This is a genomic window from Maritimimonas sp. 2304DJ26-3 (genome assembly GCF_056591635.1).
This window is the reverse complement of sequence record NZ_JBWQOK010000003.1, coordinates 91,137-108,241: the sequence shown is the minus strand read 5'-3', so window position 1 is coordinate 108,241 and position 17,105 is coordinate 91,137. Positions and strand designations below refer to the sequence as shown.

General features: G+C 31.8%; 21 protein-coding genes. 10 read left to right on the top strand and 11 right to left on the bottom strand.

All coding sequences use genetic code 11. From position 1 onward, the window contains the following. Positions 1-90: 90 nt before the first annotated feature. On the bottom strand, positions 91-1,536 hold the full coding sequence (locus AC1EUV_RS09135; RefSeq protein ID WP_480198391.1) for a trypsin-like peptidase domain-containing protein: 1,446 nt from the start codon (positions 1,534-1,536) through the stop codon (positions 91-93). Between the two features lie 148 nt (positions 1,537-1,684). Between AC1EUV_RS09135 and dapF the strand changes: the two genes are divergently transcribed. The 5 genes from dapF to AC1EUV_RS09110 all read left to right on the top strand — a co-directional run bounded on the left by dapF (position 1,685) and on the right by AC1EUV_RS09110 (position 5,685). Continuing rightward, on the top strand, positions 1,685-2,464 hold the full coding sequence (gene dapF, locus AC1EUV_RS09130) for a diaminopimelate epimerase (RefSeq protein WP_480198390.1): 780 nt from the start codon (positions 1,685-1,687) through the stop codon (positions 2,462-2,464). Next, positions 2,464-2,988, top strand: coding sequence for a GNAT family N-acetyltransferase (locus AC1EUV_RS09125; protein WP_480198389.1), 525 nt, complete (start codon positions 2,464-2,466; stop codon positions 2,986-2,988). The genes dapF and AC1EUV_RS09125 overlap by 1 nt, the downstream gene beginning before the upstream one ends. Further along, a complete protein-coding gene (mltG, locus tag AC1EUV_RS09120; protein ID WP_480198388.1) occupies positions 2,985-4,019 on the top strand; it encodes an endolytic transglycosylase MltG in 1,035 nt (344 codons plus the stop codon). The genes AC1EUV_RS09125 and mltG overlap by 4 nt, the downstream gene beginning before the upstream one ends. Positions 4,020-4,021: 2 nt before the next feature. Continuing rightward, positions 4,022-4,936, top strand: a complete 915-nt coding sequence (locus tag AC1EUV_RS09115; protein WP_480198387.1) for a DUF2279 domain-containing protein — start codon at positions 4,022-4,024, stop codon at positions 4,934-4,936. Positions 4,937-5,052: 116 nt separating this feature from the next. Beyond that, positions 5,053-5,685 (top strand): hypothetical protein, encoded by a 633-nt coding sequence (locus AC1EUV_RS09110; RefSeq protein WP_480198386.1) that lies wholly within the window; start codon positions 5,053-5,055, stop codon positions 5,683-5,685. 60 nt (positions 5,686-5,745) lie between these two features. Here the strand turns inward: AC1EUV_RS09110 and AC1EUV_RS09105 are convergent, their stop codons facing one another. The 3 genes from AC1EUV_RS09105 to dnaA are packed head-to-tail and all read right to left on the bottom strand — an operon-like array spanning position 5,746 to position 8,339. After that, positions 5,746-6,456, bottom strand: coding sequence for an SAM-dependent methyltransferase (locus AC1EUV_RS09105; protein WP_480198385.1), 711 nt, complete (start codon positions 6,454-6,456; stop codon positions 5,746-5,748). Next, the gene (locus tag AC1EUV_RS09100) at positions 6,453-6,902 is read right to left on the bottom strand and encodes a low molecular weight protein-tyrosine-phosphatase (protein WP_480198384.1); all 450 of its coding nucleotides are present in this window, start codon (positions 6,900-6,902) and stop codon (positions 6,453-6,455) included. Before AC1EUV_RS09100 ends, AC1EUV_RS09105 begins: the two co-directional genes overlap by 4 nt. 9 nt (positions 6,903-6,911) lie before the next feature. After that, entirely contained in the window at positions 6,912-8,339 is a 1,428-nt protein-coding gene (gene dnaA / locus AC1EUV_RS09095) for a chromosomal replication initiator protein DnaA (RefSeq protein ID WP_480198383.1), read from the bottom strand. A 177-nt stretch (positions 8,340-8,516) separates the two neighbouring features. Here dnaA and AC1EUV_RS09090 point away from each other — a divergent pair, with 177 nt between their 5' ends. Beyond that, positions 8,517-8,921, top strand: a complete 405-nt coding sequence (locus AC1EUV_RS09090) for an acyl-CoA thioesterase (RefSeq protein WP_480198382.1) — start codon at positions 8,517-8,519, stop codon at positions 8,919-8,921. Here AC1EUV_RS09090 and AC1EUV_RS09085 read toward each other — a convergent pair whose 3' ends face one another. Both AC1EUV_RS09085 and ribD read right to left on the bottom strand, forming a co-directional pair. After that, the gene (locus AC1EUV_RS09085) at positions 8,922-9,530 is read right to left on the bottom strand and encodes an IMPACT family protein (protein ID WP_480198381.1); all 609 of its coding nucleotides are present in this window, start codon (positions 9,528-9,530) and stop codon (positions 8,922-8,924) included. Next, a complete protein-coding gene (gene ribD / locus AC1EUV_RS09080) occupies positions 9,527-10,588 on the bottom strand; it encodes a bifunctional diaminohydroxyphosphoribosylaminopyrimidine deaminase/5-amino-6-(5-phosphoribosylamino)uracil reductase RibD (protein ID WP_480198380.1) in 1,062 nt (353 codons plus the stop codon). The genes AC1EUV_RS09085 and ribD overlap by 4 nt, the downstream gene beginning before the upstream one ends. A 35-nt stretch (positions 10,589-10,623) precedes the next feature. Here ribD and AC1EUV_RS09075 point away from each other — a divergent pair, with 35 nt between their 5' ends. Both AC1EUV_RS09075 and prmC read left to right on the top strand, forming a co-directional pair. After that, positions 10,624-11,103, top strand: coding sequence for a GNAT family N-acetyltransferase (locus AC1EUV_RS09075; protein ID WP_480198379.1), 480 nt, complete (start codon positions 10,624-10,626; stop codon positions 11,101-11,103). A 1-nt stretch (position 11,104) separates the two neighbouring features. After that, positions 11,105-11,989, top strand: a complete 885-nt coding sequence (gene prmC / locus AC1EUV_RS09070) for a peptide chain release factor N(5)-glutamine methyltransferase (protein ID WP_480198378.1) — start codon at positions 11,105-11,107, stop codon at positions 11,987-11,989. 94 nt (positions 11,990-12,083) lie between these two features. Here prmC and AC1EUV_RS09065 read toward each other — a convergent pair whose 3' ends face one another. Both AC1EUV_RS09065 and AC1EUV_RS09060 read right to left on the bottom strand, forming a co-directional pair. Further along, complete coding sequence (locus AC1EUV_RS09065; protein ID WP_480198377.1) at positions 12,084-12,893, bottom strand: CPBP family intramembrane glutamic endopeptidase; 810 nt, start codon at positions 12,891-12,893, stop codon at positions 12,084-12,086. A gap of 59 nt (positions 12,894-12,952) precedes the next feature. After that, on the bottom strand, positions 12,953-13,318 hold the full coding sequence (locus AC1EUV_RS09060; protein WP_480198376.1) for a cupin domain-containing protein: 366 nt from the start codon (positions 13,316-13,318) through the stop codon (positions 12,953-12,955). 128 nt (positions 13,319-13,446) lie between these two features. Between AC1EUV_RS09060 and AC1EUV_RS09055 the strand changes: the two genes are divergently transcribed. Both AC1EUV_RS09055 and AC1EUV_RS09050 read left to right on the top strand, forming a co-directional pair. Continuing rightward, positions 13,447-13,764, top strand: coding sequence for a winged helix-turn-helix transcriptional regulator (locus AC1EUV_RS09055; protein WP_480198375.1), 318 nt, complete (start codon positions 13,447-13,449; stop codon positions 13,762-13,764). 142 nt (positions 13,765-13,906) lie between these two features. After that, positions 13,907-14,584, top strand: coding sequence for a class I SAM-dependent methyltransferase (locus tag AC1EUV_RS09050; RefSeq protein ID WP_480198374.1), 678 nt, complete (start codon positions 13,907-13,909; stop codon positions 14,582-14,584). A gap of 117 nt (positions 14,585-14,701) precedes the next feature. Here AC1EUV_RS09050 and AC1EUV_RS09045 read toward each other — a convergent pair whose 3' ends face one another. From AC1EUV_RS09045 to AC1EUV_RS09035, 3 genes are read right to left on the bottom strand one after another with little or no spacing between them, the layout of a single operon-like run. After that, positions 14,702-15,754, bottom strand: coding sequence for a chorismate-binding protein (locus AC1EUV_RS09045; RefSeq protein ID WP_480198373.1), 1,053 nt, complete (start codon positions 15,752-15,754; stop codon positions 14,702-14,704). Position 15,755: 1 nt separating this feature from the next. Further along, positions 15,756-16,616: an alpha/beta fold hydrolase gene (locus AC1EUV_RS09040; RefSeq protein ID WP_480198372.1), complete on the bottom strand. Its 861-nt coding sequence runs from the start codon at positions 16,614-16,616 to the stop codon at positions 15,756-15,758. Continuing rightward, positions 16,613-17,038: a hotdog fold thioesterase gene (locus AC1EUV_RS09035; protein ID WP_480198371.1), complete on the bottom strand. Its 426-nt coding sequence runs from the start codon at positions 17,036-17,038 to the stop codon at positions 16,613-16,615. The genes AC1EUV_RS09040 and AC1EUV_RS09035 overlap by 4 nt, the downstream gene beginning before the upstream one ends. Positions 17,039-17,105 lie beyond the last annotated feature (67 nt).

Here is a 17,105-nt window from a genome sequence, read left to right as displayed (position 1 = left end):
AAAGTACTCATTTCAAACGTTTTCGTAACAATTTTTACAAAAAAAATCCACCAATAAATTGATGGATTTTTTATTATTCGCTATACTTTATTAATTCTGAATAAAAGCTTGAATATATTCCGCAAAACCTTTTTCATTTAGCACCTGTAAGACCACTCTTTTTCCTTTATTCTTTCTTAAAATACCTTCTACATCATCCACATCATAAACTTTAGTATCATTTACTTTAAGAATAACATCTCCAACATTTACTTCCTGTTGAACTAAATAATCATGCATATTTCCTAAAATTTCAACTCCATAGTTAATCCTATGTTTCGAAGCCTTTTTCTTTGAAATCTTCTTAAGACTTCCAATATAATTTTTAGTATAATCCAACTTATCAATAGTCTCTTTACTAAATTGATTTTTCAACTTAACTGTAAAGTCTTTTTCATATCCATTTCTAAGTACTGTGACATTCACTTTATCTCCCGGGCGTTTGGAACTTAAAAAGCCTTGCAAGTCAGCAAATTTATTTATTCTAACATTTTCCGCTCTAATGATAATATCATTCACTTTAATACCAGCTTCTTGGGCACCACCATTATCGGTTAATCTAGTAATTAAAACTCCTTCGGTAGCACCTAAATCTAGATTTCGAGCTTCCTCACTATCTAATTCGGCAAATCCAATACCAATATAAGCCGTTTGTACATCGCCAAACTCCATAATATCTTCGATTACTTTTTTGGCAATATTAGATGGTACCGCAAAAGAATAACCTACATATGAGCCTGTTTGCGAAGTAATAGCAGTATTTATACCAACCAGTTCACCTCGAACATTTACTAATGCCCCTCCACTATTACCAGGGTTAACCGCGGCATCGGTTTGAATAAAAGATTCTATCTTAGAATTATTAGAAATATTAATATCACGCGCTTTTGCACTTACAATACCAGCAGTTACTGTTGAAGTTAGGTTAAAAGGATTACCAACTGCTAATACCCACTCACCTATTCTAACATTATCAGAATTTGCGAATGGTACAAAAGGCAAATCTGTATCATCAATCTTTAATAAAGCAATGTCTGAGCGTTCATGAGCTCCAATCACCTCTGCTTTATATGTTTTTTGATTGTTTAACGTAATCTCTAGATCTTCAGCACCTCTAATTACATGATTGTTTGTAATAATGTATCCATCAGGCGAAATAATAACACCTGAACCAGCACCTACAGTTCTAGGCTTACCAGATCTTCTATTATTTCCAAAAAGAAATTCTTCTAAAGGATTAGATCCAGCAATTGCTTTGTTCTTTACATGTACAACTGCATTAACTGTTTCTTCTGCTGCTTTTGTGAAATCAATAGCATCGCTACTTAAAGAAACTTTAGATCTAGGTATATAATTTGTTTGAAATACTTTTGGGCTTTGGTCAGCATCTTTTGCTAATGATTCACTTTCAGATAAACTATTTAATAAAAAGAAGCCACCTAAAGCCAATGCTCCTCCAAAAACTGATGCTAAAACTAAACTTGCTATTCTCTTCATGTTTAAAAATTAAATTTTTACAAATAAGTCGTTAATAATCAATCAACACAACATCCAAAATTAAGCCATTATTATAAATAAAAAACGACTTTAACGATACTTTAACAAGCTTTTTTCTTTTGAAATTATCGTTACATTTGTCCTACTTATGAACTTCACATTTTATAAATATCAAGGTACCGGAAATGACTTTGTAATGATTGATGATCGACAAGAAAAATTTTCCAAAAATAATACCGAACTTATAGCACGACTTTGTGACAGAAAATTTGGCATAGGTGCAGATGGGCTAATCTTATTACAGAACTCTGATACCGTCGATTTCAAAATGGTTTATTTTAATTCTGATGGTAACAAAAGTAGTATGTGCGGTAATGGTGGTAGGTGCATTGTTGCTTTTGCTGAATACCTTGAAATCATAAAAAACAGAGTTGTTTTTGACGCTATCGACGGACTACATGAAGCTACAATAGAAAATAATGTTGTGAATTTAAAAATGAATAATATAAGTGAAATTCAGGAGTTTGATGATCATTTGTTTTTAGATTCTGGTTCACCTCATCATATAACATATGTTAATGATGTTTCGAATGTAGACGTAAAAAATACTGGAAGTGCCATTCGTTATGGATCTCCGTATTTTGAGAAAGGAAGCAATGTCAATTTTGTTGAACAAATTGACAATAATACGTTTAAAGTTCGAACCTATGAGCGTGGCGTAGAAAACGAAACTTTAAGTTGTGGCACAGGCGTCACAGCTGTAGCCATCGCTTCACATAAAGCACAAAAAACTAATAATAATACTATTGTTCTTAAAACGCCAGGTGGTGAATTAGAAGTTTCGTTTGATTACGATAATAATTCGTACAAAAATGTGTTTTTAAAAGGAGCAGCTACACAAGTTTTTAAAGGAACTATTGAAATCTAATGCAAGTACTTAAAGGTGAACATATTCAATTAAGAGCTTTAGAGCCAGAAGATTTAGATTTTTTATTTTCTATAGAAAATGATAATGAATTTTGGGAAGTAAGTAGCACGCAAGCACCATTTTCTAGGCATTTACTAGAACAATATATTATCAATGCCCATTTAGACATATATGAAGCCAAGCAGTTACGTCTAATTATTGCTGGTAATAGTACAAATACTTCTATAGGAATGATCGATTTATTTGATTTTAATCCTCAACATCAAAGAGCAGGTGTTGGTATTTTAATTATAAAAGAATATCAACATAAGGGTTTTGCTACTGAAGCTTTGCAAATACTAAAGAATTACTGTTTTACTGTATTAAACTTACATCAATTATTCGCTAACATTTCAGAAGAGAATGAAAAGAGTTTATCATTATTTAAAAAGATGGGTTTTGAAAAAGTTGGCTCTAAAAAAGATTGGATTTTCTCAAATGGAAATTTTAAAGATGAAATTTTATTTCAATTAATAAAAGAATGAGTTTAAAAAGAATTATTCTAAGTCTTTTAGTAATTCTCCTTATCGGAGGAGGAATTTTAGGGTATAATTATTATGCAAAAATCTTTAACGATAATGTTAAAGATGAAACCTCTATCTATATACCAACAGAAGCTACTTTTGAAGAAGTAATAAAAGCCGTCTCTTCTTTTCTGAAAAATGAAGATAGTTTTGTGTGGGTTGCCAATAAAAAAAATTATCCTAACAAGATAAAGGCAGGACATTACATACTTAAGAAAGGAATGAACAATAATGATCTCGTTGATCTTTTACGTAGTGGCGAACAAACTCCTATAAAAATAGCATTTAACAATCAAGATAGTGTAGAAAAATTAGCTGGGAGAATTGCAGAACAACTAGAGGCTGATTCTACCGAACTAGTAAACACTATTTTAGATTCTGAGTTTCTTAAAAAGAATAAACTGACAAAAGCTACTATTCTAGGAATATTTGTTCCTAATTCGTACGAATTCTATTGGAATACTTCCCCAGAAAAGTTTAGAGACAGGATGCTAAATGAATACAATAGATTCTGGAATAAAAATCGAACAGCTAAAGCTGAGAGACTTAATTTATCTAAAAATGAAGTAATAACATTAGCTTCTATTGTTCAGAAAGAAACTTCTCGAACAGAAGAAAGACCTATAGTTGCAGGTTTATATTTAAATAGATTAAGAAGTAGGTGGCCATTAGGCGCAGATCCAACAATCATTTTTGCTTTAAAACAAAAATATGGGCAAGACAAAGTATATAAGCGTGTATTGAATAAAGATCTTCAAATTGAGTCTCAATATAATACGTATGTAAATCAAGGTTTACCTCCAGGACCTATAGCCATGCCAGACATATCTTCTATAGATGCCGTTTTAAATGATAAAAGGCATGATTATTATTATATGTGTGCTAGTGTTACCAAACTTGGGTATCACGAATTTGCTAAAACCTTAGCTCAACATAACATTAATGCGGGTAAATACCATAGATGGGTAAGTCAACAAGGTATAAATAGATAAATATGTGTCATAATAGATGGTGCATATTTGGCTTTCTAATTATTATTTGTTCTAGCGTATTTAGTCAAAACAGCACTACTTTTTGGCAAAAGTCAGATACCCTAAATAAATCGCGCAGAAATGCTGTCTATATTACAGAAGCATCGGCTGCCGCAATAGCTCTTGTCGGAATGAATCAACTGTGGTATGCTGATTACCCACGCACTTCTTTTCAAACCATAAATGATAATAGTCATTGGTTACAGATGGATAAAGTGGGGCATGTTATGACCTCATATTATGTAGGTAAATTAGGAATGGAAGTATTAGATTGGGCCGGCGAAAGCAAAAAAAATAAGTTAATCTACGGAGCCCCTTTAGGTTTTCTATTTTTAACTTCTGTAGAAGTTTTAGATGGTTTTTCTGAACGATGGGGATTTTCTACAGGTGACTTAATTGCAAATGCCACTGGAACTGGTTTATTAATAGGACAAGAACTTCTATGGAATGAGCAGCGGATTACCTTAAAATATTCTTTTCATACTACATCCTATGCTGATATGCGTCCTGAGTTATTAGGTGAGAATTTTTTAGAGCAAACTCTAAAAGACTATAATGGTCAAACCTACTGGTTATCAGCTAATTTATGGTCTTTTAATAAAAAAAGTAACTTCCCTAAATGGATTAATTTAGCTCTAGGTTATGGCGCCGAAGGAATGATATCTGCTAAAAAAAATCAGCCATTAGATGCCAGTCTATCGCAAATTGAACGTTATCGTCAATTTTACTTAAGTTTAGATGTAGATTTAACTAAGATTAAAACACGCTCAAAACTTCTTAAAACTGTATTCTCTACGATTAATTTTATCAAAATTCCGGCTCCTACACTCGAAATAAACTCTAAAGGCAAGCTTAAATTTCATACTTTGTATTTTTAAGTTACTGATTTACAGTTTATTAAAATTTTATTAATTTTTTTGTATATTTGAACAATTGCTATATATTTGCACGCTCAAATTAAACCAACCTCGGTTGGTTTTTAATTTGCAATATCATGAAAAAGAAAGTACTAAAGGTATTCAGTATTATTACAGTAATATACTTTATTACAACAGGTTTTACAACCTGGAAACAACAAGTATCTGTAAAGTACAATGTACCAACGAAAAATGCAATCTATACGGTAAACCCTACCGGATTGATTGAGAAACAAGTAGAGCCCTTACTACCTGTAACTGGTAGATCGTTCATTGGTTTTAAAGAAGCATTAGGCTTTAAAGAATCTCAAGGTAAGTACAACACTGTTAACACCTTAGGTTATTTAGGCAAGTACCAATTTGGTAAATCTACACTTAAACGCTTTAAAATTTACAACACAACAGAATTTTTAAAAGATGCAAAACTACAAGAAGATGCATTCTCAGCTTTGTGTTCTGTAAATAAATGGATCTTAATAAGAGACATTAAGCGTAGCGTTGGTAAAAAAATCAACGGTATTAGAATTACTGAGTCTGGTATTCTAGCAGCAGCTCACTTAGCTGGTGCTGGTAGTGTAAAGAAATATTTAAGAAGTAATGGTGAATTTCAATTTAGCGATGCTTATGGCACATCAATTGAACATTACTTAAAAAAGTTTGCTGGTTATGACACTTCACTTATTGAAGCAAACAGAAAACCTGCAATTTGATTGGTTATAATAATTATTGGTTAGTTAGTTAAAAAATCCTCGGCTTTTGTCGGGGATTTTTTATTTCTTGTGCAAAATAAAGATTGCTGGACGTTTGTGTAAATCTGGTTTTTTACCTTTCCATTCTTTGGCTGAATATGTATGAATATATTCACTGATCAATGTAATATCAACAGCTATACACAAATTTGTAGTAGGTGTTAATGCTTGTAATAAATCAGTAAACATCTTTTCATTTCTGTAAGGTGTTTCAATAAATATTTGCGACTGATTCTGTTCTAACGATAAACGTTCTAATTGCTTAATCTTCTTTTTTCGTTCACTTTTATCTATAGGTAAATAACCGTTAAAAGCAAAATTTTGCCCATTTAAACCAGAAGCCATCAATGCCATAATTATTGATGATGGGCCAACCAAAGGCACAACACGCACACCTTTATAGTGAGCTAACTTGACTATTATAGCGCCAGGATCTGCTACAGCCGGTACACCAGCCTCAGAAATCAACCCAACATTCTTACCTTGCATGCAAGCATCTAAATAATCTTGCACCTCCTCTTCTTTAGTAAATTTATCAAGCTTATAGATAGTAATATCAGGTTGAGATTTACGCGGTGTAATTTTTTTTATAAATCTTCTTGCAGCTTTTTCATTTTCAACAATAAAATGATTTGTTTTTTCAATAACCTGCTTCACCGAAAGCGGTAGAACTTCTAAAGGTTCGTTATCTCCTAAAGTAGTTGGTATTAAATACAGCTTACCTAGACTCATAATTTCTCCACGATTTTATCACAAGCTTTATCAAGCATATCATACACACTTTCAAAACCAAAGCTTCCACCATAATATGGATCAGGAACATCTACATTTTCGTCAGGAAATATTTCATTTAAAATCATTTTCACCTTCTCTTCATCCTTTTTATCTCTTGCCAAGGATAGTACATCTCGACGATTTGAATTATCCATAACATAAATTATATCAAACTCATCAAAATCTTTTACTATAAATTTTCGGCAACGTTGATCAGTTATATCTAAACCATTTTTTTTAGCAACAGCTATTGATCTTTTATCAGGCAATTCTCCAATATGATAACCTCCTGTACCAGCAGAATCCACTGACACTCTATGAGAATCAACTTTAGACTTTAAAATACTTTCAGCTAATGGTGAGCGACAAATGTTGCCCAAGCAAACCATTAGAATTCGAGTCATATCAATAAATTAAAACGATAATTTTTTGGTAATATCATCTACGTATTTTCTGAACTGCTTATCAGTTTCAGTTAGATTATCTACTGTTTTACAAGCATGTAACACAGTAGCATGATCTCTACTACCAATTTGAGAGCCAATACTTGCCAATGAAGCTTTAGTCATTTTTTTAGCAAAATACATTGCCAATTGCCTGGCTTGTACAATATGACGTTTTCTTGTTTTAGATTGCAAAGTTGTAACATCCATTTCGAAATACTTAGATACCACCTTCTGAATATAATCTATAGAAACCTCACGCTTCGTATTTTTAACGAATTTATCTACTATTTGCTTGGTTAAAGCCAAGGTAAACTCCTTCCTATTAAAAGAAGCTTGAGCAATCATAGAAATAAGAACGCCTTCTAATTCACGAACGTTCGTTTTTATATTTTTAGCAATGTACTCAACAATTTCCTCCGGCATCTCTACACCATCTCTAAATAATTTCTTTTGAAGGATAGAGATTCGTGTTTCATAATCTGGAGCTTGCAATTCAGCAGAAAGACCCCATTTGAAACGAGACAATAAACGCTGTTCAATATCTTGCATATCTACAGGCGCTTTATCAGACGTTAGCACCACCTGTCTACCATTTTGATGTAAATGGTTGAAAATATGAAAGAATACATCTTGCGTACCTGATTTACCAGATAAGAACTGTACATCATCAATAATTAGTACATCTATCATCTGATAAAAATGAATAAAATCATTTCTTGTGTTACCTTTAACAGAATCTATATATTGTTGTGTAAACTTTTCGGCTGAAATATATAAAACTGTTTTTTCAGGATATTTATCTTTAATATCAACACCTATAGCATGTGCTAAGTGTGTTTTACCCAATCCTACTCCTCCATAAATCAATAAAGGGTTAAAAGAAGTACCTCCTGGTTTATTAGCAACAGCCATACCAGCTGAACGCGCTAATCTATTGGAATCACCTTCTATAAAACTATCGAAATTATAATTAGGATTTAACTGAGATTCAATTTTAACCTTCTGAATACCTGGAATTACAAATGGATTTCTTAACTCGCGTTTATCAAATTCTAAAGGAACTGTTACTCCTTGTGAATTGAACGGTTTTCTATTTGAGCTAGGTATTTTTACTGTATGAGGGTTCTTACTACTGTACGCATTTTCCATACGTACATCATAAATCAACTTTGCATCATCACCCAATTCTCTAACTAAAGCAACTCTTAATAATTTAATGTAGTGCTCTTCTAACCATTCATAAAAAAATTTGCTTGGTACTTGAATAGTTAATGCTTCTCCAGTAATCTTAATAGGCTTAATTGGTTCGAACCAAGTTTTATATGCTTGAGGCTTAATATTGTCCTTTATAAAGGACAGGCAATTATTCCAAACTGAAGTTGCAGTTTTTGTCATTCTTTAGGGTCTAGTTTTTGTTTTGGTTAAGGGTAAAAAATCAAGAATTCTTGGGTGAGAATCCTTTCATTCTTTGGTATTACAAAAATGTGAATATTTTTTGTCATAAAAAAATAAAATTCCTATTGATTTTTAATTATTTTTTCCGTATTCTCACAACTTTTTAGAATCAAAAAAATGCAATCACACTCTATTGAAATCCGCGTCAGGTATGGTGAAACAGACCAAATGGGCTACGTTTATTATGGTAACTATGCCCAATACTTTGAAATGGGGAGAGTTGAATGGTTGCGCAACCTTGGCATATCTTATAAACGCATGGAAGAGCTCGGTATTATGTTACCAGTTTTAAATTTAAACATCGATTATTTAAAACCTGCCAAATATGATGATTTACTTATACTAAAAACTACCTTAATTAAGAAACCGTCAGTGCGGATAGAATTTAATTTTGAATTGTATAATGAAGACAATGAATTGCTAAATAAAGCCTATTGCTCTTTGGTATTTATCGATATGCAAAAAAACAAACCTACTAGGGCGCCAGATTATATTCTAGAGAAAGTTGAAAAGCTATTTTAGTTAAACCTGTTTAATCTTTAAACAACGTAAATTTTCAAGTGCCCACTTTAAGTTTTCGACTTCCTTTTTTCTAATTGAAACAACAAAATCACAATTCATTTCCATTTTTTGTTCTAAAACATGTACGTTCTTCTCTTTTATAACGCGCATTACCTTATTCATGTCTTTATAGTCAAAGACTATTCGAAATCTGACCTCTATGGTCTTTTCTAAGATATCTGATACTTCTAAAGCCATTTCTGCTGCCGTTCGATAAGCATTTATCAGTCCGCTTACACCAAGTTTAGTTCCGCCAAAATAACGAACAACTACTATTAAGATATTAGTTAAATCTTTTGAAAGAATTTGTCCATAAATAGGTTGGCCAGCAGAGTTATTGGGCTCACCATCATCATTAGCTCTAAACTTTATAGCATTTTCTTCTTCACCAATTCTATATGCATAACACCAATGTCTCGCTTTATGATGCTGCTCCTTTAAATGACCAATAATTTCTTTTACTTGCTCTTCTTGTTCTAATGGAAAAGCATAACCTAAAAATTTACTCCCTCGATCTTTAAAAATAGCCTCATTGGAAGGTTTTGAAATAGTTCTAAAAATATCTATCATTTTTGAGAAGAAGTATTTCTAATAATTTTTAAAACATCTTCCTGAATATTGGTTTCAGAAATTAATTCTCCATAAAGCTTTGGTGCATCTATTCCTTTTAAAAAGTTGGTATCTCCTACAAAAATTCTGGCCTCATCCCAAAGATTAGCATCAATAAAAGATTGTAACGTTTGTTTACCGCCTTCAACTAGCACTGATAATAAATTATGCTTATAAATAATTTCGCGTACCCTTTTAGCTACATTATTAGAAAAATCTATTTTTTCAAAAATCAGATTATCAGAAGACTCTCTTTCCTGTTCAGTAACAATTATTGTTTTTACCTTTTCGTTATATATATGGTAAGAAGTTGGGATTCGTAGATTTCTATCCAATATTACTCGCACAGGATTTTTACCTTCCCAATCTCTAGTATTTAATTTAGGATTGTCTTTTATGGCTGTGTTAGTTCCTACAAGAATAGCATCTTCTTCTGCTCTCCATTTATGTACTAGCTGTCGTGAATATTTATTTGTAATCCAATTTGGCTTTGCATCTTCAATAGTCATAACTTCTCTATCGATATCAATAAAACCATCTTTTGTCTCTGCCCATTTTAAAATAATATAGGGTCGTTTTTTAGTTTGATAGGTAAAAAATCGTTTATTACTCTCTTTACATTCCTTTTCTAATATCCCAGTTATAATATTGCATCCATTGTCTTTTAATTTTTGGATGCCACTGCCTGCAACTTTTTCGAAAGGATCAACACAACCCATAACCACATTATTAATTCCGTTTTTTAGAATTAAATTGGAACACGGTGGTGTCTTGCCAAAGTGGTTGCAAGGTTCTAAACTAACATATAATGTAGCGTTCTTTAGTAATGATTTATCCTTAACAGAATTTATAGCATTAACCTCTGCATGATTTCCTCCGTAAGCACTTGTATACCCTTCACCTATTACAACATCATCAAGTACAATTACACAACCGACCATCGGGTTTGGGCTCGTATTTCCCAATCCTTTTTTAGCTAATTCTAGACAACGTTTTATGTATTTTTCGTGTATCTTCACATCACAAATGTACAGTTTTAAGATATAGTATTTATATGATGAATATTAGAAAAATAGAAGCAAAAGACAATCCGAAAATTGAACAAATAGTAAAGTCTACAATTCTTGAATTTGGCTTACCAACTACAGGGAGTGCTTTTGAAGACGGAGACACAACAGCAATGTATGAAGCATATCAAAGTGATGATCAGGTATATTTTGTTCTAGAGGTTAACAACGAGGTAGTCGGTGGCGGAGGTATTAAAGCTTTAAATGGCTCTGAAGACAAAATATGTGAGCTTCAAAAAATGTATTTAATGCCAAAAATTAGAGGCAAAGGTTATGGTAAAAACATATTTGACACTTGCTTGCAAGCAGCTAAAAATCTTGGCTACAAACAATGTTATCTAGAATCTGACCCAACTATGTTATCTGCTATTAAGATTTATGAAAAGAACGGCTTTAAACATTTAAATGGCCCTATTGGCAACACTGGTCATACTGCTTGTGGTATCTGGATGCTAAAAGATCTGTAAAATGACCTTAAAAGAATTACGCTCTAAATTCAATAATGAATTAAATAACTTCTACCCTAAAGAAGAAATCACTTCTTTTTTTCAACTACTAGCCAATCATCAGTTAAGTATGTCTAAAATAGATTTGGTTACAAAATCTGATTTAGTAATTAGAGGAAGTGATTTAGAATTCTTTTTGAACGCTTTCGCGGAATTAGAGCAAGAAAAGCCTATACAATATATAATAGGAAAAACTGAATTTTATGGATTATCATTTATAGTTACCAAAGATGTTTTAATACCTCGACCAGAAACAGAAGAGCTGGTTGATTGGATTATTAAAGAAACTAAAAACAGAAAAGGAAATTTAAAGATTCTCGATATTGGTACTGGTAGTGGCTGTATATCAATTTCTTTAGCAAAAAACCTCTCTAACGTTGAAGTTTTTGCCTTAGATATTTCTACAGAGGCTTTAGCAATAGCAAAACAAAACGCTGAATTAAACAAAGTATCAATTAACTTAATTCAACAAGATATTCTAAACACAAATGTCATGCTGAGCTTGTCGAAGCATCTATTAGCTGGGCAAAAATTTGACATCATAATCTCGAACCCACCATATGTACGTGAGCTTGAAAAACAAGAAATAAAAGCCAATGTTTTAGACAATGAACCGCATCTAGCTTTATTTGTAAAAGATGAAAATCCATTATTGTTTTATGATAAAATTTCTGATCTAGCTAAAAAGCAATTAAATAAAACTGGTTTATTATTTTTTGAAATTAATCAATATTTAGGTAGAGAAACTATTGAGATATTAAAACAAAAAGGGTTTACAAATATAGAACTACGAAAAGACTTGTTTGGTAATGATCGAATGATAAAAGTAAGCAATAATTTATCTTGATTCTTAATGAATTTTCATCGAACTTCGCTTATCGAAGGATATAGTTCATTAAAACGGAACCATATCTAAACATTATTTGCAATTAAAGAAGGCCTCAAGTTGATGATTTTATACCTTGATAAAATTTAATGCCTTTTAGCTTTCCTTTTTTCTTACACGTGTAATAGAGATAGATGGCAAGCACCGTCATAAAAAGAATTGAAAAAAATGAATCTTCTAAACCAAATTCTGAGCCAATAAAAAAGCCTGGACCATTAAATTTACTAGATAATAAAGCTTTAAAATTAGTATCTCCAGAGAGCGGTGTTCCGTACACGACTTGAGCAAAATTCCAGCTAAGATGAAAGAAAAATGGCAACCAAAGTCTCTGGGTATAGGTATACATAAGACTTAAAACTACACCAAGCATTACTACAAACCAAACCGAAGTTATCGTGGCATTTATATTACCATAGTGTACTATTCCGAAAATTAAGGCCTGAATTAATGCTATATTAGTACCGAAACGTTCTTCCAGAATTCGATAAATAATTCCTCGAAATACTACTTCTTCCAATAACGCAGCAGATATTAATAATGCCATGGGAAGTAAAACAACTGAAAAATTATTAAACCCATACACCTCGAAATAGCCAGATACATATAGTAAAAATATACAAAGTGAAATGAGTCCAAAACCAGTAAATGTACCAATGGACATATCTTTTCCTATTTTATTTAGAGCTAACTCACCAAGTTTTCTTTTCTCTAATAATTTATAGACCATATAATACATCCCAATAATTACAAGGCCAGACAATAAATATTGTACTCCATCTCTCAGTTCGTGATGCTCAATAATTACCGCAAGGACTGGCTGAGTTAAGTATTTCTTAATAACGAACGTGCCAAAGACACAGGCCACAACTCCAATAATAATTTTTGAAATCCAACTCTCTATTATTTTTTTCATCTATGTCCTATTTATACCCATTTAAATTCCGATACTGTTTGCTCACAATTCTCACTCCCAGTATGCATTATCCGAGATGGCTCGAAAAGTACCAGCCAACATTCGTTAGTAGCAATTGGTTTATGCCTTACTCCTTTAGGGACATTTAACATTTCACCCTCTTTAATTACCCTCTCCGATGTATCAAAGCAAATTTTTAGCTCTCCCTTGATCACATAAAATAGTTCATCTTCATTTTTATGCGTATGCCAAATAAGTTCTCCCTTTACTTTTACAAGTTTTATTTGCTGCCCATTCAGTTCTGCAACAATTCTCGGATTCCAATAATCATGAAATAAGTCATATTTGTCTCTTAGATTAATTACTTCAAACGTCATTTTTTGCTTTTATAGTTCAATATTAAAGTATTAATACTATTTTTGCAAGTAGTTATAATATAATTACTTAGTTTATATAACAGACTATAATTGATAATCAACTATTTATAATTAAATAAAATTGTTAAATGGAGGAAGATAAATTAGTATATGAGAAATGCCCAGTAGTTTATTGCATGTCAAAGATTGGAGGAAAGTGGAAGCCTATCGTCCTATATCTAATTTCCAAGAAACTTAATCGCTTTGGAAAACTTAATAGGAGAATTCAAGGCATTAGCAAACAAATGTTAACTACACAACTCAGGGAATTAGAAAAAGATGAAATTATTGAAAGAAAGATTTATGCAGAAATTCCTCCTAGAGTTGAATATTTTTTAACTAAAACAGGTGTGTCATTAATGCCCATTATTTATAGCATGCAAAAATGGGGAAAAGAGAATAAATAAAAGCAGATAACAACGTGTATAGTTCATTGCAAATGGTGTTTAAAGAGTGTCTCGGAAATCCGAAGGATTTCCTTACTCCTACGCTTTTTTGTTATCTTAGTTGCTTACGCAACTAACCATACACGAACACGATAAGCGAAACTTGAAAATACAAAGTAATATAGCATCTGAGTTTGATGAGTTTTCTAAAAACTATACTAGCGATATGCAAAAGTGTGTACCGCATTATGATTTTTTGCTGTCTTGTTTTTCTAATGGTTACCCAAAAGGTTTTAATCCAACAGCTATTTTAGACCTTGGCTGTGGTAATGGTAATGTTACTGAACAATTATCAATATTATTCCCAAATGCGAAATACACATTATTAGATGCTTCGCAAGAAATGCTTTCTAATTGTCAAAAGCGCTTTAAAAACATCAATATAGTTGAGTCTTATTTTAATGATTATGAATTTCCAGTAAATAATTTTGATTTAATTGCGAGCGGGTTTAGTATACACCATTGTAATAGAGAAGAAAAACAAGAAATTTTTAAAAGCATTTACCAATCTTTAAAACTAAATGGCATCTATACTAGTTCTGATCTTATGATCAATAAAAATTCTCTTGAGCATAAACAATTACTAGAATATTGGCAGAGTTTTGTTTTAAATAACTATTCTAACAATGAAAAGTGGGAGTGGCTCATGGATCATTATAATGAATTTGATAAGCCAGACAGCTTAACAGATCAACTTAATTGGTTAAAAAAAGTAGGTTTTAAAAACTTTGAAATCTCAATAAAAGACACTTATTGGGTACACTTTAAAGCTCAAAAATAAAAATTCTCAAAACAAGGTAGGAGTTTTTAAACAATGATTGTTTTATATATAGAAATTAAAAACAAAGTATAATAAAGGGGTTAAGCCTTAGCAAAAAGCTAAGGCTTTTTTTATGCTTTAAATCAAGCAACTCTTTATTACTTTCGATTTTTCTACAGTTTCTTGCCATTCATTCTCTGCAATACTATCTTTGGTAATACCACCACCCACAAAAACCGATGCTACATTGTTTTCAATTTTCATACAACGTAGGTTTACAAATAAGTTCGACGAATCATTAATGTTCAACTCTCCTAAATAGCCTGTATAGAATTCCCTATTATAATTTTCATTATCTAAAATAAACTGCTTTGTTATTACTTTTGGCAAACCACAAACAGCCGGGGTTGGATGTAAACCATCAATTAAAGTTTTTAAATCTTCTTTATTTTTTACCTTTCCAGAAATATCTGTTCTTAGGTGTAACAAATTTCCAGCTCTAACAGTATATGGATTTGAAAAAGTTAATTCTTCAACTTTCTCATCTAATTGATTATTTATATAGTCGGTTACAAATTGCTGTTCATCTAATTCCTTTTGATCCCATTTAACATCTAAATTCCCCGTGAAAGATTGAGTCCCCGCTAATGCCATAGTTTCAAAAGTATCTTCTTGCACTGAAATCAGCGTTTCGGGCGTTGCACCCATCCACAATCCAACTTTTGGATGAAACCACACATAGGTTATTGCTTGTGGATAACTAAATAATAGTTTTTCAAAAATAGAAGCCACAGAGAAATTACTTAAAATAATCTCTTCTTTTCTAGATAATACTATCTTTTTTGCCTTGTCAGACTTTATAAAATCAATTCCTTTTGTAACCAAATTTAAATGAAACTGCTTACGAGTTTCTGAAGACTCAATTGCAATATCATCTTGACGATATTGCTTAGAAGGAAGCGCAACAACTAATTTTGTTGAATAAAGCTCAGGAATAATAATAGTTTGCTGCTTATCATCAAATGGAGCGAAAATAAAACCTGAATCAGAAAAAGAACCAAGAAAATTTAACTCATCATTCTTCTGAAAATAACCAATAATTTTATTAGCATTCGGTTTATTATAAGCAGCAAAAGGCAACCTACTTTTATGTGAAGACTCTATTTTTCTTAAAAGTTCTTGAAACTCCAACTTAATTCAATGTTTTTAAAATTTCAGTCTTAATCAAATCAAAGTCTGCCCATATAAGATCATGCCCTCCCTCTTCAATAGTAACCATATCAAACTTATCTTTATCAATTACCTGTTGTAAAAATTCAGAGTTTTTATAGGGCACTATCCAATCTTTATCTCCATGTATATTAATAATCTTTGAAGGGCTTTTATTCCATACATCTTTATATTTTGGAAACTCTTCTACATGCGCGTACTTTTCTTTTGCCGCGGCCTTTACCTTAGCTGGAAGTAACCACCTTGTTAACTTCCATTTATAAAAATTCAACACCTTAAACATGGGTTCATATTCACCAACTACTGCGCTGGCCATAGAAACTTTGTATTTATAATCCTTATCTGAAGCTAATACTACTGGGCCTCCATACGAATAGCCAGCTAGCACAATCTTCTCTGTTGGATAATCTTTAATTAGATCGTGCAACACCTCAACTTCAAAAGCAGTAGATGCTTGAACATCGCCAAGATTCTTCGGGCCATATCCTACACGATCGTAAGCTAAAATATTTGCTTTTGCATTCAATAAAGAATCTTTAAAATAACGTTCATAATCCATTGCTGAACCTGGAGAACCATGCACAAAAACCAAAATAGGTAATATTGTATCTATTCCTTTTTGCATAGAAATAACACGATATTCAAAACCTTTATAGTTCTTATAAGTAACGTGAGGATTCGTAAAACTTGTTGTTAGTTTTTCCAATATTTTTTCGTCTGAACTGGACCTCATAAATATATGAGCAGCTATTAGCAATCCGAGAACAAGTACGCTAACTATAATTAATAAAATTTTAAAAATACGTTTTAGCACACGCATCATTTAGATGGTTTTTTGTCTAAAATAATAGTACTGAGTTTACATAAAGAAATAAGTCTCTGTTGCTCATCTTCAATACGAATTTCCCATAGATGAGTAGTTCTACCTTTGTGTAATGGTATTGCCGTAGCAATTACCCATCCATCTTTAATTCCACGTAAGTGATTTGCTGATATTTCTAGACCTCGTACTATTTTTTTCTCTCTATCTATTGAAAAGAAAGAAGCAAAGCTACCAACGGTTTCCGCTAAAGCGACACTAGCACCACCATGCAAAACACCATCAGGTTGATGTACTTTAGATGATACTGGCATCTTAGCTACCATTTTATCTTGCGAAACTTCTATAAACTCTATTTCTAATGTTTCCATTAAAGTGTTTTGCGAAGCTTGATTTACCAATTTTAGCAATGTTTCTTTTTCCATTTATAAAATTTAGAAAGGTAAAAGTAATTAAAACTATACTATTATATCCTACTAAAATAGCTAACTT

What these genes read in the sequence shown, in the direction of transcription:
- AC1EUV_RS09135 (WP_480198391.1), bottom strand. Translation starts at nt 1,536, where the DNA reads ATGAAGAGAATAGCAAGTTTAGTTTTAGCATCAGTTTTTGGAGGAGCA.
- dapF (WP_480198390.1), top strand. Translation starts at nt 1,685, where the DNA reads ATGAACTTCACATTTTATAAATATCAAGGTACCGGAAATGACTTTGTA.
- AC1EUV_RS09125 (WP_480198389.1), top strand. Translation starts at nt 2,464, where the DNA reads ATGCAAGTACTTAAAGGTGAACATATTCAATTAAGAGCTTTAGAGCCA.
- mltG (WP_480198388.1), top strand. Translation starts at nt 2,985, where the DNA reads ATGAGTTTAAAAAGAATTATTCTAAGTCTTTTAGTAATTCTCCTTATC.
- AC1EUV_RS09115 (WP_480198387.1), top strand. Translation starts at nt 4,022, where the DNA reads ATGTGTCATAATAGATGGTGCATATTTGGCTTTCTAATTATTATTTGT.
- AC1EUV_RS09110 (WP_480198386.1), top strand. Translation starts at nt 5,053, where the DNA reads ATGAAAAAGAAAGTACTAAAGGTATTCAGTATTATTACAGTAATATAC.
- AC1EUV_RS09105 (WP_480198385.1), bottom strand. Translation starts at nt 6,456, where the DNA reads ATGAGTCTAGGTAAGCTGTATTTAATACCAACTACTTTAGGAGATAAC.
- AC1EUV_RS09100 (WP_480198384.1), bottom strand. Translation starts at nt 6,902, where the DNA reads ATGACTCGAATTCTAATGGTTTGCTTGGGCAACATTTGTCGCTCACCA.
- dnaA (WP_480198383.1), bottom strand. Translation starts at nt 8,339, where the DNA reads ATGACAAAAACTGCAACTTCAGTTTGGAATAATTGCCTGTCCTTTATA.
- AC1EUV_RS09090 (WP_480198382.1), top strand. Translation starts at nt 8,517, where the DNA reads ATGCAATCACACTCTATTGAAATCCGCGTCAGGTATGGTGAAACAGAC.
- AC1EUV_RS09085 (WP_480198381.1), bottom strand. Translation starts at nt 9,530, where the DNA reads ATGATAGATATTTTTAGAACTATTTCAAAACCTTCCAATGAGGCTATT.
- AC1EUV_RS09075 (WP_480198379.1), top strand. Translation starts at nt 10,624, where the DNA reads ATGATGAATATTAGAAAAATAGAAGCAAAAGACAATCCGAAAATTGAA.
- prmC (WP_480198378.1), top strand. Translation starts at nt 11,105, where the DNA reads ATGACCTTAAAAGAATTACGCTCTAAATTCAATAATGAATTAAATAAC.
- AC1EUV_RS09060 (WP_480198376.1), bottom strand. Translation starts at nt 13,318, where the DNA reads ATGACGTTTGAAGTAATTAATCTAAGAGACAAATATGACTTATTTCAT.
- AC1EUV_RS09055 (WP_480198375.1), top strand. Translation starts at nt 13,447, where the DNA reads ATGGAGGAAGATAAATTAGTATATGAGAAATGCCCAGTAGTTTATTGC.
- AC1EUV_RS09040 (WP_480198372.1), bottom strand. Translation starts at nt 16,616, where the DNA reads ATGATGCGTGTGCTAAAACGTATTTTTAAAATTTTATTAATTATAGTT.
- AC1EUV_RS09035 (WP_480198371.1), bottom strand. Translation starts at nt 17,038, where the DNA reads ATGGAAAAAGAAACATTGCTAAAATTGGTAAATCAAGCTTCGCAAAAC.